This is a genomic window from Klebsiella sp. KPN54798 (assembly GCF_021184225.1).
GTDB classification, from domain to species: domain Bacteria; phylum Pseudomonadota; class Gammaproteobacteria; order Enterobacterales; family Enterobacteriaceae; genus Klebsiella; species Klebsiella pneumoniae.
The window spans coordinates 5,044,725-5,059,195 of sequence record NZ_CP089234.1; the positions used below are offsets into that span (position 1 = coordinate 5,044,725).

The 14,471-nt window shown below is 57.7% G+C and carries 13 protein-coding genes and 1 pseudogene; 5 read left to right on the top strand and 9 right to left on the bottom strand.

The genetic code is table 11. The features are described from left to right. Nucleotides 1–44: 44 nt before the first annotated feature. The 4 genes and pseudogenes from LPQ25_RS24230 to soxR form a co-directional block, all read right to left on the bottom strand. On the bottom strand, nt 45–1,691 hold the full coding sequence (locus tag LPQ25_RS24230; protein ID WP_002885082.1) for a Na+/H+ antiporter: 1,647 nt from the start codon (nt 1,689–1,691) through the stop codon (nt 45–47). Between the two features lie 147 nt (nt 1,692–1,838). Continuing rightward, nucleotides 1,839–3,187, bottom strand: a pseudogene (locus tag LPQ25_RS24235) (NCS2 family permease). A gap of 388 nt (nt 3,188–3,575) precedes the next feature. Beyond that, nucleotides 3,576–4,244: a glutathione S-transferase family protein gene (locus LPQ25_RS24240; protein WP_002885078.1), complete on the bottom strand. Its 669-nt coding sequence runs from the start codon at nt 4,242–4,244 to the stop codon at nt 3,576–3,578. 259 nt (nt 4,245–4,503) lie between these two features. After that, nucleotides 4,504–4,962, bottom strand: coding sequence for a redox-sensitive transcriptional activator SoxR (soxR, locus tag LPQ25_RS24245; protein ID WP_002885077.1), 459 nt, complete (start codon nt 4,960–4,962; stop codon nt 4,504–4,506). Between the two features lie 84 nt (nt 4,963–5,046). Between soxR and soxS the strand changes: the two genes are divergently transcribed. Next, on the top strand, nt 5,047–5,376 hold the full coding sequence (soxS, locus tag LPQ25_RS24250; protein WP_004151738.1) for a superoxide response transcriptional regulator SoxS: 330 nt from the start codon (nt 5,047–5,049) through the stop codon (nt 5,374–5,376). Here the strand turns inward: soxS and LPQ25_RS24255 are convergent. Next, nucleotides 5,361–6,965 carry an EAL domain-containing protein gene (locus LPQ25_RS24255; protein ID WP_004177824.1) on the bottom strand — a complete coding sequence of 535 codons (1,605 nt, stop codon included), beginning with the start codon at nt 6,963–6,965 and terminating at the stop codon, nt 5,361–5,363. The genes soxS and LPQ25_RS24255 overlap by 16 nt on opposite strands. Nucleotides 6,966–7,471: 506 nt before the next feature. On the opposite strand from LPQ25_RS24255, the gene LPQ25_RS24260 reads away from it, so the two are divergent. Continuing rightward, a complete protein-coding gene (locus LPQ25_RS24260; protein ID WP_004177826.1) occupies nt 7,472–7,753 on the top strand; it encodes a YjcB family protein in 282 nt (93 codons plus the stop codon). A gap of 46 nt (nt 7,754–7,799) precedes the next feature. Here LPQ25_RS24260 and LPQ25_RS24265 read toward each other — a convergent pair whose 3' ends face one another. Genes LPQ25_RS24265 through LPQ25_RS24280 form a run of 4 tightly spaced genes read right to left on the bottom strand, consistent with a single transcriptional unit; the run spans nt 7,800 to nt 11,748 of the window. Beyond that, complete coding sequence (locus LPQ25_RS24265; RefSeq protein ID WP_004186517.1) at nt 7,800–8,657, bottom strand: ABC transporter permease; 858 nt, start codon at nt 8,655–8,657, stop codon at nt 7,800–7,802. Next, nucleotides 8,654–9,487 (bottom strand): ABC transporter permease, encoded by an 834-nt coding sequence (locus LPQ25_RS24270; protein ID WP_004177833.1) that lies wholly within the window; start codon nt 9,485–9,487, stop codon nt 8,654–8,656. Before LPQ25_RS24270 ends, LPQ25_RS24265 begins: the two co-directional genes overlap by 4 nt. Before the next feature lie 60 nt (nt 9,488–9,547). Continuing rightward, nucleotides 9,548–10,687, bottom strand: a complete 1,140-nt coding sequence (locus LPQ25_RS24275) for an ABC transporter substrate-binding protein (RefSeq protein ID WP_014908103.1) — start codon at nt 10,685–10,687, stop codon at nt 9,548–9,550. Nucleotides 10,688–10,716: 29 nt separating this feature from the next. Continuing rightward, nucleotides 10,717–11,748, bottom strand: a complete 1,032-nt coding sequence (locus tag LPQ25_RS24280; protein ID WP_012737166.1) for an ABC transporter ATP-binding protein — start codon at nt 11,746–11,748, stop codon at nt 10,717–10,719. Nucleotides 11,749–11,911: 163 nt separating this feature from the next. Between LPQ25_RS24280 and LPQ25_RS24285 the strand changes: the two genes are divergently transcribed. From LPQ25_RS24285 to LPQ25_RS24295, 3 genes are read left to right on the top strand one after another with little or no spacing between them, the layout of a single operon-like run. Continuing rightward, nucleotides 11,912–12,682, top strand: a complete 771-nt coding sequence (locus LPQ25_RS24285; RefSeq protein WP_002885048.1) for an MBL fold metallo-hydrolase — start codon at nt 11,912–11,914, stop codon at nt 12,680–12,682. Next, on the top strand, nt 12,679–13,692 hold the full coding sequence (locus LPQ25_RS24290) for a LacI family DNA-binding transcriptional regulator (protein WP_002885046.1): 1,014 nt from the start codon (nt 12,679–12,681) through the stop codon (nt 13,690–13,692). Before LPQ25_RS24285 ends, LPQ25_RS24290 begins: the two co-directional genes overlap by 4 nt. Before the next feature lie 10 nt (nt 13,693–13,702). Beyond that, on the top strand, nt 13,703–14,464 hold the full coding sequence (locus tag LPQ25_RS24295; protein WP_004177841.1) for an inositol monophosphatase family protein: 762 nt from the start codon (nt 13,703–13,705) through the stop codon (nt 14,462–14,464). The last annotated feature ends 7 nt before the right edge of the window (nt 14,465–14,471 follow it).

A 14,471-nucleotide genomic window follows, 5' to 3' on the forward strand; every position in this document is an offset into this window, starting at 1 on the left:
CTCGCCAGTAGTCCGAATAAGCGTCGCGCTATCCGGATTACAGGTTATTGATCTTCGATTAACAGCGCTTCCAGCAGGTCGAGATCGTGGAGCAGCTTCTGCAGCGTCTCGTTACTGATCTGCCGGGTGGCGCGCAGATGATACAGCTCGCCGCGCTCAGAGCGCAGCGCCGCCAGGCGGAAGCGGCGTTCCAGACTCTCTTCGAGCATAGAGGTTTCCACGTCGTTACGCCCATCGGCGCGCCGGCGCAGGTTACCGATCACCCGCGAACTGACTTCGGTCAGCAGCTGGGTATCGATATTCTCTTTGGTATCCGCCGCCAGACGCTCTTCCATCTTCTGGATCGCCACAATCGCCACGTCAGCCGTTGCCGCGCGCGCCAGACGCTCCTCTTTCCGCTGCTGCACATTATCGCTCGATTCAATGTGACGTAGCAGGATCGGCAGCGCAATCACCCCGACGAACAGCGAGAACAGGATCACCCCGGCGGCGAGGAAAATCAGCTCATAGCGCGCCGGAAAGACATTCCCGTCAGGCAGCAGCAGAGGAATGGAGAGCACACCGGCGAGGGTAATCGCCCCGCGCACCCCGGCAACGGAGGAGATCAGCAGCTCGCGCGTAGTCCAGGAGCCAAACTCCATCGGCTTCTTCTTCAGGAAGCGCTGACTGAGCTTACGCATCGACCACAGCCAGCCAAAACGCACCAGCATCAGCGCGGCATAGATCAGGATAATGTCGGTAAACAGCATCCAGGTCTCAACGTTGGGGTCGGCCTCCGCCGCCACCAGCGAACTGGAGAGGATATCCGGCAGCTGCAGGCCCAACAACAGGAAGACCATGCCGTTGAAGACAAACTCCAACATTGCCCAGGTGCTGTTGGCGCGCAGGCGCATGGCCAAGGGCGCGGTGCGCATCACGCCGGAACGGGTGATGGTCATCCCCGCCGCCACCGCCGCCAGGATGCCGGAGACACCGATATGTTCGGCAATCAGATAGGAGGCAAACGGCAGCAGGAACAGCAGGACAATCTGCGTGGCGGGTTCATCCCCGCCCCAGCGGCTGAGGAAGCGCATCGAGCGGCCATACGACCAGCTCACCACAAACCCGGCCAGCACGCCGCCAATCGCTACCTTCAGAAATTCTACGGTGGCGCCGCCAACGGTAAAGACCATGGTGCCCATCGCCACCGCGACGGCAAACTTGAGCGAGACCAGGCCGGAGGCGTCGTTCATTAGCGCCTCCCCCTGCAGAATGCCCATGATTTTCTTCGGTATCCGCCCTTCCCCAACGATGCCCGAAAGCGCCACGGCGTCGGTCGGCGACAGCACGGCCGCCAGCGCGAACGCCGGGATCAGCGGAATGCCCGGCACAATCCAGTAGATCAGAAAGCCGATGCCGACCACCGTCACGACCACCAGCGCTAGCGCCAGGCCGAGGATCTCGCGCCCGTGTTCAATAAATTCGCGGGTTGGCGTTTTCCAGCCGTCGGCGAATAGCAGCGGCGGGATAAACAGTACCAGAAACAGCTCTGGATCAAATTCAACGTGCAAACCAAAGGTCGGCCACGCCAGAAGCGCGCCAATGGCGATTTGCATCAGTGGAAGTGGAACCTGAAAGGGCAGTACGCGCGTCACTACCCCGGAGAGTGAGACCACAAGGGTCATGATGAGGATGGTAAAGAATATTTCCATGTGTTCCCTGTTTGCTGCGTTTTCTTTTATACCTGTAAGGCGTCATGCCTGTGAATCATACGCTACCCAGATTAACGCAAATGGAAACAGGATGTGGCTTAAAAATAAAACGGGCGGCCTGAGCCGCCCGTGAGGAGCACGAAGGGTTTAAATCGCCCAGCCGCCGGCGTAGAACACCACCAGCGCCACAGCGATAATCACCGTGCCGAGGTTCAGTTTGCGCCACTCGCCGGAGACCAGACGGCCAATAACCAGGGTCGCGAAACCGATCATGATGCCCGTCACGATGTTACAGGTCAGCACGATAAACACCGCGGTGATCAGGCCAGCCATCGCGTCAACAAAGTCATTGAAATCGATTTTCGCCACGTTGCTCAGCATCAGCAGGCCAACGTACATCAGCGCCGGCGCGGTCGCGTAGGCCGGCACCAGATAAGAAAGCGGGGAGAGGAACAGGATCAGCAGGAACAGGACACCGACCGTCACTGCGGTCAGACCGGTTTTACCACCGGCCGCGGTACCCGCCGCCGATTCGATATAAACCGCCGCCGGCGCCGCCCCGACTAAACCGGAGAAGACGCTGCTCAGGGAGTCGGTGGTCAGCGCTTTACCGCCGTTGATGATCTGTCCGTCCTTATCCAGCAGGTTCGCCTGGCCAGCCACGGCACGGATGGTACCGGTGGCGTCAAAGACCGCCGTCATCACCAGCGCCAGCACGCTTGGCAGCACGACCGGGTTGAGCGCGCCGACGATATCCAGGCTGCCGATCAGGGAATTACCCTGGCCATCGCTCAGGGATGGCATAGCGAAAATGCCGGAGAAATGGACGTTGGGATCGAAAATCAGGCCGACAATCGACACGCCGATAATGGTCAGCAGAATGCCGCCCGGCACCTTCATTTTTTCCAGACCAATGATCACCGCGAGGCCAATCAGCGACATCACCACCGGGAAACTGTCAAAGTTGCCCAACGCCACCGGCAAACCGTCCAGCGGGTTTTTGATCACCAGACCAACGCCGTTGGCGGCGATCAGCAGCAGGAACAGGCCAATGCCGATCCCGGTACCGTGCGCCACGCCCTGCGGCAGGTTACGCAAGATCCAGCTGCGGATGCCGGTTGCCGAGATCACCGTAAACAGGACCCCCATCAGGAATACTGCGCCGAGGGCTACCGGAATACTGATCTGCTGCCCAGCACCAGGCTGAAGGCGGTGAAGGCGGTCAACGAGATAGCGCAACCGATCGCCATCGGCAGATTCGCCCATAATCCCATCGCCAGCGAGCCAACGCCCGCTACCAGACAGGTCGAGACAAACACCGCGGCCGGCGGGAAGCCCGCTTTACCGAGCATGCCCGGCACCACGATGACGGAGTACACCATCGCCAGAAAGGTAGTAAGACCTGCAACAATCTCCTGACGCACGGTGCTGCCGCGCGCCGAAATTTTAAACCAGGCGTCCAATGAACCGCCGGTACGCGCTGAAGGCGTAGACATAGAAAACTTCCCCTGAAAATTTTTATCGTTCGTTGATATGCGTGGTGGACCGTCCACTGCCAGTTAAACGCGATCTCCATGTACCGAATCGCAGCGCCAGGGGGGCCGCAAAAAAGCAAACGTTTAACTCCGCGCATACACTACGGTGGTCAACCTTATCGCCTCCCCCGGACAGCAGAAAAAAGGGGGAGCGAAACAGAAAGGCAAACGATTATCCGGCCTTTAGATAACCCTTTTCAACCGATGTTTATCGTATTTCGCTAAATTTCGCTTATGACGAACAGAAAATGACCAGACGATGCGCAAACGTTATCGTCCATGCGCAATCCGCTAACAATTTTTTAGTGAGTTGCTTTCATTTATCGACGTCATCGGATCCGCTGATATCTCAGGCGCCGGGTAAGGTGAAGGGGCCGCCGCGCTCGATGGCGCGTTGCCAGGCCGGTCGCTGTTCCACTCGCTGACGCCAGGCCTCGATATGGACAAGGTCATGCATGCCGCCGCGCGCCAACAATGCCATCACCGGGAAGCTCATCTGGATATCGGCCATGCTCAGCCGCTCGCCAGCGAACCATGGCCGTGCGGCAAGATGGTCGTCAATGAACCGCGCATGGGTGGCCAGCTGCGGATCGAGCCACGTTTTCTGTATCCCCTTGCCCAGCAGCGAACCCAGCGAGCGAACGCCAAAGGGCACAGGGGGTTTGCCAAGGCTGGCGAACACCAGCTTCATTAACAACAGCGGCATCAGCGAGCCTTCGGCATAGTGCAGCCAGAAGCGGTACTGCAGTTTGTCGTCAATTCCCTGCGGCTTCAACAACCCGCCGCTGTCCCAGGTTTCCTGCAAATACTCGAGGATCGCCCCGGACTCCGCCAGCACATAGCCGTTGTCTTCCAGTACCGGTGATTTGCCCAACGGATGGATTTTTTTCAGCGCCGCCGGCGCCAGCATCGTTTTCTCCCGCTGATAGCGGACTATCTGATAAGGCAGCTGCAGCTCTTCCAGTGCCCACAGTACGCGTTGCGATCGTGATTGATTAAGATGATGAACCGTCAGCATGAGCCTCTCCCGTAGTTTGTTCAAATTAACTATAGGAACAGGCGCTCATTGCCGGGAAAATTTCAGCAAAATAGTGAGGAAAAAGCGACGGCAGATGCCATAGTTAAAGTGTCGACGCAAACCGGAACCTCCATCAACAGATTGCGCAATACTGAGGGACGTCGACGTCGGGGGAAACCCTCTCGCGAACCAGCGAGATAATGCGAAAGACCAAGACCGGAAAACAACTAAAGCGCCCAGTTGTGGCGCTTTAGTTTTATCACTCGTCTTCCAGCAGCCGGGCGCCGGTTCCCTCTTCCCCCAGTTTATCGCCCGGGTTGCGCAGCGGGCAGTCGCGTCGCGATAAACAGCCGCAGCCGATACAGCCGTCGAGCTGGTCGCGTAGCGCCGTCAGGGTATGAATGCGCCGATCCAGCTCCTCACGCCACTGCGATGACAGCATCTTCCACTCTTTTGCGCTGAGATTGTGCCCTTCCGGCAGCACGCCAAACGCGTCGCCGATAGTGGCCAGCGGGATGCCAATACGTTGCGCAATTTTGATAATCGCCACCGCGCGCAGAACGTCACGCCGGTAGCGCCGCTGATTGCCGGCATTCCGCTGACTGTGGATCAATCCTTTACTCTCATAAAAATGGAGGGCCGAGACCGCCACGCCGGTTCGTTTTGCCACTTCTCCAGGCGTCAACAGCATTTTGATGCGGGGTGATTTCTTTTCCATAAAGCGCTTTACCTCAAGTTAACTTGAGGAATTATACTCGCCTGCAGACAAAACGACGAATCGAGAATTGAGAGAGGCCGCTTTATGTCCCATCAGGATATTATTCAAACTTTGATTGAATGGATTGATGAACATATCGATCAACCACTTAACATTGATATAGTCGCCAGAAAGTCAGGATACTCGAAGTGGTACCTGCAGCGGATGTTCCGTACCGTGATGCATCAGACGCTGGGGGACTATATTCGCCAGCGCCGCCTGCTGCTGGCGGCGGAAGCGTTGCGAACCACCCAGCGGCCGATCTTTGATATCGCCATGGATCTGGGCTACGTCTCGCAGCAAACCTTCTCCCGGGTGTTCCGCCGCGAGTTTGACCGCACTCCCAGCGACTATCGCCATCAGATCTCCGCGTGACGCGGCGGCTGAGGCACGTTCGCGGGCGCGGGAGCATTGGCTAACCACTGCATAAACTCCCGCGCCGGCATCGCTTTCGCAAACAGCCAGCCCTGGCAATACTGTACGCCGCGCTTGTAGAGCCAGCTTACCTGCTCCGGCGTCTCCACGCCTTCTGCAATCGTCTTTAACCGCAACCCGCGCGCCATCTCGATGATATGTTCAGCAATCAGGTGGCTGGTGTTGTTGGTGGTGAGCGTATCGACGAAGGTTTTATCGATTTTGAGGATATCGACGTTCAGCGCGTGCAGATTATGCAGATTCGAGTAGCCGGTGCCGAAATCGTCGATGGCAATTTCATAGCCTGCTTCGCGGAACGCCTGGATCACCGGCGTGGTCTTCGGTACGTCGATAAACCCGCGCTCGGTCACTTCGATTTTGATTTGTCCGATACAGACCGCGTAGCTGTGCGCTTTCTCACTGATCTGTGAAATCAGCCGCGCCGAATGGAAATCCGACGCAGAGAGATTGATGGCTATATACAACTGTGGATGGCTGGCCAGAAACTCACCCATTTCATAAAACAGTTCATCCACCACGTAGTCCGTGACCTGGGCAATCATGCCTTCATTTTCCGCCAGCGGAATAAACTCCGCCGGGTTCATCACCGGACCGTCAAACCCAGGCCAGCGCAGCAGCGCTTCCGCCCCAACGCAGCGGTTATTTTTAATATCGATAATCGGCTGGTAGTGCAGGCGCAGCTGGCGGCAGCTCAGAGCCCGCTGCAGCATATTGCGCGGCGAGTGATACTGTCGGCGGGTGCGCGACCACACCAGCACCAGTAAAATACTGCAAATTATCCCCAGCGGCAGCGTCAGACTGGCCTGGTCACAAAAGTTGTGATAGTAGCTGGCCCGCGAGGTGGACATAATGACGGCGATGGGGCGAATAGCGGAGCGGGCGATCGTATACACCCGGCCATTCTGATTAAAAAAGGTATCGCCTTCGCGAATTAACGCATGGAGTTCCGCGGGCTCGACATTGTTACTTACCGAGAAAAAGAGGTTGGTTTTGGTATCGAAAACGCCATAGGCTAAATCGCGGTCGCTGGCGATCACCGAGCTGTACGAGAAGGGATTAACCACCACAACATAGGGCCCCTTCTGCATATAATTCATGGCAAAGCCCGGATAAAACGGCGTGTCCCGGTAATAGTAAATCGCGACATCCGGCTTTTTGGTGTAATTAGCCGCCGGCATCCGCCAGCCGGTTTGCTGATGAACGGACGTTGAACAGATAAAGCGCTGGCCGTTAGCGTAGATCAGATCTTCCACATACAGCAGGCCGCGCACAATATGCAGTAAATAACGCTGGTGATCCGCTGAACACAACTCACCGCGATACTGGCTGGCTTTAGCCCGAGCCTGATCCGCTTCCCGGATGACCATTTCCGTTTTTTGCAGCGCCAGCTGCGAAAATGAGTGTAATTGATCAATGGTTTCGGCTTTAGCCCGCAGCTGGGCAAACCACAATGCCAGCACCACTGGCAATAAAATAACCAAACCTGTTCCGATGAGTCTTAGCGCCTTATGCGGCGCACTGTCACCCATTTACGCTTACATCCATGCGATATGCCTTAATTAAGGTAGCCCGAACACGTTAGCAATCGCGATTGCGATAGACATCAGCTGACATCCGACAGCCCTCACGAGCGTCAGTTTTACCTCTGATGGTGATGAATAATACTTATTTATCAGGTATTCGGAAGATATTCCGGCAAGATTAAGAATAGACGCGCATCTGACTCGGTTTCTCCGTGTAATAAACAAGAACAGGTAATAAAACCCGCAGAATAATAATCATTAGGCAGTGAATGAAAATATGTTTCCCGGGGTTGCTCACCAATATCCACACAAAATTCATGGTTATTAAACGCAGCAAAAGCTCATTTTTTGACTGGTGAATAAAGCGCCAAGTGTGATATAGTTCACACAAGTTGATGAAACAGAAATGGCGTTTCATCACTCTCTAGTACGCCAGTTGAGACCAGAGCGCTATGCCATCGTCAGTCGCGTCAGGTCGTCCATGGCTCCCGACTTTCTTTGAGGATAGGTTAATGGCTTCCATTACTACCAGTGTCGTATTATTGCGCTGGCCCCTGGTGAGCGCGGTACTGATGTTTCTCGCCAGCTCACTGAATATTCAGCTTCGCAAAAGCGATTACGCCGGTCTGGCGGTGATCTGCAGCTGCCTCGGCCTGGCCGCCGCCTGCTGGTTCGCCACCGGTTTGCTCGGTATCACCCTGCTTGATATGGCCAAAATCTGGGGCAATATCAAAGATGTGATGATTGAAGTCATGAGTCAGACACCGCCAGAATGGCCAATGATGATGACCTGAGGTTAAAAAGCTTCCCGACGGGAAGCTTTTTCGTTTTCTGCAGCCCTTATTTCCCTAATTTCGCCATCATCTCCGGACGCATAAATTTATGGATCACCACCATAAAGAGCAGCGATGGGGCCAGCAAAATCAGCGCGGTAATCGACGAGACCTGATAGTTACCCGACATGCTGGCGTTATAGAGCAGCAGCGGCAGCGTGGTGATATCCGGCGCCCCGACGAAGAAAGTGCCGGTAAACTCATCCAGCGACTCCAGAAAAACAAAGATGCTGGCGGCAACGATCCCCGGCGCCGCCTGCGGCAGCACAATGTGCCAGAAGGTATACACCGGCCCGGCGCCCAGGTTACGCGATGCCCGCGCCAGCAGCGGGTCGATGGCTGAAAACGCGGCCACACAGATCCACACCGAGTACATCAGACCGTGGACGCTATGCACCAGCACCACCCCTGCGATACTGCCGTTCAATCCCCACTGATAAAACAATCGGGCAACATTCATGTATACCGTCAGGTTAGGAAAGGCCTGCGGGATAAGAAATAGCAGCATGAACAGCATCCGTAATGGCATTTTCCGCCGGGAAAGCGCATAGCCGGCGGGTACGGAAATCAGCAAACAGACCCCCACCGATAACAGAGCGATCAGCACGCTGGTTAACAGCGAGCTGGAGACATCGCTGTATGGATTGAAAACCTGATACCAGTACTTCAGCCCCCACCGACTGGGCAGCGAATGGGGAAAATACCAGCTTTCCGCTACGGTCCAGATCAACAGGTTCAGCAGCGGACCAAACATCGCCAGCAGCATAAACAGCAGCAGCAGGGTCTGCAGCACCGGACTGGCGCGCACTTTACGGCGCCCTTTCACCCACCATGCCGGGGTTGATACGAGGGCCAGCGCTTTCATGATTCACCGCCTTTTTGCTGCAGGCTGTGGCGCAGGTAAAACCACGACAGCGCGCCGCAGATCGCCAGCGACACCACGCCAAGCGCATTCGCCACCGCGTAATCACCATAGGAATTGACGCGAAATGCCATATCCACGGTTAGCATCGTCGGGGTCCCCACGCCGATCATCAACGGTACCGACAGCACCGACATCATGGTCACCGTCGACAGCACCAGCGCCACGCCGATAGTCGGCAGGACCTGCGGCAGCATGATATCGAACAGGATCCGCGGCCGGGAGGCGCCAAGATTACGTGCAGCAAGGATCTGCGACGACTCCAGCGCCGCCATCGCCCCGCAGATCAGCAGCGTGGCAAAGGCCAGTTGCTTCCAGACAAAGGTGATCACTATCCCTTTCCATCCCAGCCAGGAGAGCGTCTCCAGCGGCGTGACCAGGTCGGCCGCCACCAGCGCATTGTTCATCAGGCCATTTTTGGCGAGAAAAGTGCGCATCATCTGGGCAACAACGATAAAAGGAATAAACAGCGGCAGGCGATACAAAAAACCCAGCAAACGCACAACGGGTCGGCAGGGTGACAGCGCAATCACTGCCGACAGGGTAATGGCGAGCAGCGCTAACAGCGCCACTGAGATCAGCACGATAAGCAGCGAAAAGAGCACATCGCTGGCGTAGAGCGCATAGACCTTGCGGAAGTGATCGAGGGTGAACGGCTGTCCCGGCGCGGTAAACGCCGAGACCAGCGAAAACCCCAGCGGATACAAAAACAGGATCGCGATCATCAGCGCCGCCGGGGCAACCAGCAGCAGATATTTTAATGAACTGGACATAATAAACCTGGCGTCAGCACAAGCAAGCGCCCGGGACGGCGGCCCGGGCTGGAAAAAGGTTTAATTAGCCACCTGGCTTTCGTAACCCTCTTTGATATCGTCAAAGTAGGGGGCGATCGGGAAGCTTTTGCCATACTTCGCCAGCGCTTCCGGCGAGATTTCGGCAAACAGCTTTTGCCAGGTCGCCGCATCCAGCTTCGGCTTCACCTGCCCGGCGTCGATGCCCGGATACCAGTTGAACTGCTTGACGATCCCCTGCGCCTGCACTTCCGGGCTGGTGGCTAGCGCGATAAAGTCGCGCGCCAGCTGCGGATTCGCCGCCTTCGCCGGGATGACGTAATACATCGGCTGGCCCGGCATGCCCGGCGCCAGTAAAGCAAGCTTGATCGACGGCGGCAGCTTGCCCTGATCTTTCCAGCTATAGAACATATCGACCCACACCGGGCCCATGGCGATTTCCCCCCGGCTCAGCATATCGAGCGTCCCGGCGTTGCCCGGGGTGAAAGTTACGTTTTTATTGAACGCCTTTAGCTTCTCGTAGGCCTGCTGCCAGCCTTTTTCGACGCTTTTATCATAGGGCCCGGCGGAGAGACGCTGGGCGTCGGTCCCGTAGGCGTAGATCCAGCCCACCACAAAGCTGACGCCGGACATGCCGTTCTTGATGCCGTTATAGCCAAAAGCCTGCGGGTGTTTCTGCGTCCAAGCCACCAGCTCGTCATACGACGCCGGCGGGGTAGTGACCAGATCGCTGTTCCAGGCGATAGCGGTCTGGCTTAAGAACATCGGCATCACGTATCCGTCAACGTTAACGCCCAGCGCCTGAGTGGCGCTCGGCGAACTCACCATGCCGCCGGTCTGAATATCCTGACGGTATTTTTGCAGCAATCCCTTTGCCACCTGCTCACCGCCCGCCTTCTGGTGCACTACCGCGACGTCGATATCCCACTGCTGCGCGCCGCTCTCCTGCTGGGCCGTTAGCTTCTCGCTAATTTTATTCGACCCGGCGTCGCCGGGGCCGGTACCGATCACCCGCACCTTGACGCCGGGATGAGCGGCTTCAAATTTTGGCCCCAGCCAGGTTTTTACATAATCCACCATATTCTGATCGCCCGCGGTGGCGATGTTGAGAATGGTGTCGGCCTGTGCGCCAAGGCTCAGGAAGAGGGTCGTTACGATCGCTGCTTTCGTCTTAGTCAACATGGATTGTCCCCAGAATGAACACGCTGATATCACTGTGATAGTGGTAAAGGAAAAATATGCAGGGCCGGCGTTGGCACATGGAGCCGAACGCGGCTTTTTGTCGGCCAGCACTGCGCGGTATCCGCCAGCAGCAGGCGGTCATGGCAGCGCACGCTGTGACGATACAGATTGCCCAGAAACGCGCTTTGCTCCACCACGCCTTCCAGAGCGAGTCCCTCCTGCGGCGCAGGCTGCGTTAATTCAGCGAGCGCGGCATCGGCGCTGCGAAAATAAATAACGTTGTCACCCTGCTGAGCGGCAGATAAACCGGATATTGCGGCAGCGGATAATTCACCGGAAATTATTTTATTATCGGCCCCCATAAAATCAGCGACGAAGGGCGTCGCGGGGCGTTGATATATTTCTTCCGGCGTGCCGGTTTGTTCAATACGCCCCTGATTTAATACCGCAATGCGGTCCGCCATCACTAAGGCTTCCTGCTGATCGTGGGTGACAATTAATGACGTGAACCCCAGTCTCTTTTGCAGAGATTTAATTTCATGGCGCACATTCAGGCGCACTTTGGCATCCAGATTAGATAACGGCTCATCCAACACCAGCACCTGGGGCTCTATGGCCAGGGCTCTCGCCAGCGCCACCCGCTGCCGCTGGCCGCCCGACAGTTCGGTCACTTTCACCTCGCCAAGCCCTTCGAGATTGACTATTCGCAGCAGCTCCGCCACCCGCCGCGCGATATCCGCCCCGCGCCATTTGCGCAGCTTCAGGCCATAGCCGATATTGCGCGCTACCGTCAGGTGCGGCCACAGGGCGTAGCTTTGAAATACCATGGTGATATTGCGCTGCTCCGGCGCAAGATGAGTGATCGTTCGGCTGGCAATAGCCACCTCGCCGCTTTGCACCGGAATAAAGCCGCAGAGGGCGTTCAGCAGCGTGGTTTTTCCGCATCCCGACGGGCCCAGTAGAGCAATCATCTCTCCCTGCTCTACCGCCAGATCGATATTATGTAAAACCACCTTATCGCCATAACTAATTTTAAGGCCGGAGATCTGTAAATAACTCATATTCGCTACCTGAAAGCGCTGCTGCGGCATTTTTTTTAGCAAGGTGAACACGTGTTCATTTGGCTGTAAAAAAAATGCAACGTTGACTCGACATGATGTGAGCCTACTTTGTCGGGTATTTATGACAATTTAATTAAGCGGCAAAAAATTTTGGCGAGGGTAAATGAAAATAGATGTGCTTGGCTGCGGGAGCGCCTTTTCCTGCACGCAAAATACCTCCGCGCTGCGGGTGATCGATGCGGACAACAAACAGTGGTTAATCGACTGCGGCCCCACCGTTCCCCGCGCGCTCTGGCAGCGCGGCGGCGAGGTCAACGATATCGACGCGATCTACTTCACCCACGTTCACCCGGACCACTGCACCGGCCTGACGGCGCTACTGAACCACTGGAAAAGTTATTCCCGTCAGAAGCCAGTCATTATCTACTGCCAGCCGGCGCAGCAGCCGGTGCTCATGCAGCTGGCCGCGCTGGCGAACTGGCCGCAGGCGGACCTTGGTTTCACCATCGACTGGCAGGAATGCCGCGAAGCCTGGACGTGGCAGGACTGGCAGATCCGCACTGCCCCCACCCAGCATGAGCTGAGTAATCGCGCCATCCGCATCACCATTGCCGGGCAGACGCTGTTTTACAGCGGCGATGGCCGACCGACCGCCGACTCGATAGCCCTGATGGCCGGCGCCGGGCTGGCGTTTCAGGAGTGCGCCTCGGTAGCAGCCCTGGACGATGACGCCTCGCATGGCGATTTCCCCTCCTGCCTGATGCTGTTCAGAACGCTGCAGCTCCCGGCGATGGGGCTCTATCACTGCGAGGATGCTTCCCTGTCGGCGCTAAAGCAGGCCTGTCAGCCGTGGCCGGGCTTATTCGTTTCCCGGGATGGACTCACCTTAACGCTGCCGCGCCCCACGCCCACTGACGAGACGTACCTCCTATGAACCCACGCAAACCCAGCGTCACCGCCCAGGATGTTGCCCGGCGAGCGGGCGTCTCCCGGGCAGTGGTGTCCCGGGCGTTGAGCAACAACGGCAGCATCTCTCCCGACGCCCGGGCGCGGGTACTGCGCGCCGCCGAAGAGCTGGGGTATCAGGTTAACTTCCTCGCCCAGGGGCTGAACCGTCAGCGCAGCCACTTAATCGGCGTGATCGTCTCGCGCATCAGCGATCCTTTTCGCAGTACCCTGCTTGATGCGCTGCTTAACGAGATCCAGCGCCAGGGCTTTCAGGCGCTGGTGAGCGAGATCCACAGCGAGCAGGATCTGGCGCAGACCTTGCGCCGTTTCGCTCAGTTTCGCGTCTCCGGCGTTATCGTCACCTCCGGCCAGCCACCGGAGGCGCTGGTGAACGAGTGCGTCCAGCAGCATATTCCGGTCGTGGGCATTAATCGTCAGCCGACGATCCCCGGTGTGGATTACGTTTGTTCTGACAACGCCGCCGGCGCCGAACTGGCCGCCGACCAGCTGCTGCGCAGCGGCTGTCAGCGCTTTGGCTGGCTCAACCACCATCCTTCCACCTGGGCCGGCCGCATGCGCGGGGAAGCGTTCGGCCGGGCGCTGCAAACGCGCGGAGTGGACGTCGAACGCCACCTGGCGATCCTCGCCTGTCAGCAAGAAGGTTACGCGGGCGGGTTACAGGCTGCGGCGCTCGCCGACGAGGCGCTGGAGGGGATCTTCTGCGCCAACGCCCAGCTTGCCTGTGGCTTTCTCGATGGAATGCGCCAGCGCGGCAGAGAGGCTCCGGCGGATTTTCAGCTGATTGGTTTTGATAACACGCCGACGACCGCGCAATATAGCTATCAGCTCACCACGCTACATCAGGATGTGGCGGCGATCGCCCGCCAGGCGCTCGCCCGGCTTCTGGAGCGCGCCGCCGACCCTTCGCAACCTTCACGCACCACCTGGGTGGAGGTAACCTTAATTCACCGGCGCACGTCGCCCTTTGTTATCTGAGAGCAGGACTATGACGGAAGCACAACGAGAGTCATTATGCGCCTTGATTCGCCAGGCAGGCGCCCACGCCCAGGCGCTGCGCGATGCGGGATTACAGGTCGATAAAAAAGCGCGCCAGGACTTTGTGTCGCAGGCGGATCTCGCGGTAGAACAAGAGATTAAAGGCTGGCTGCAGGCCCACTTTCCCGAGGAGGGTTTCCTCGGCGAGGAGAGCGGTTTTGAAGGCGACGACCAGACCGTCTGGGTGCTGGATCCTGTCGATGGCACCACCAACTTTATCCTCGGCATGGATTACTGGTGCATCTCACTGGCGCGAGTGTGCCAGGGTGAACTGTCGCTCGGCATCATTTACGCCCCCGATCGCGATGAATTTTTCTTCGCCGCCCGCGGCGAAGGCGCGTATCTCAACGGTCGGCGCCTGACGCTACGCGAGCCGGAGCCCGATGCGGTGGTGATCGGCATGGGGCGCTCCAGCCGGGCCCCGGCCAGCGACTACGCCCGGGCCATCGACACGCTGCTCGACGCCGGTCTGGAGTATCGCCGTTTTGGCGCGGGCGCCCTGATGCTGGCGCATGTCGCCGCCGGTCAGCTCCACGCCTATTATGAAGCGCATATGAACAGCTGGGATGCGCTGGCAGGCATGCTATTGATTGAGGAGGCGGGCGGAACGTGCAATGCGTTTCTCGCCAATGCGGGCCTGCGGCGAGGCAACCTCGTGCTGGCCGGCTGCGCAAGCGTCCAGCCTCGACTGGCCGCCCTGCTGGCGAAATGACGCCACG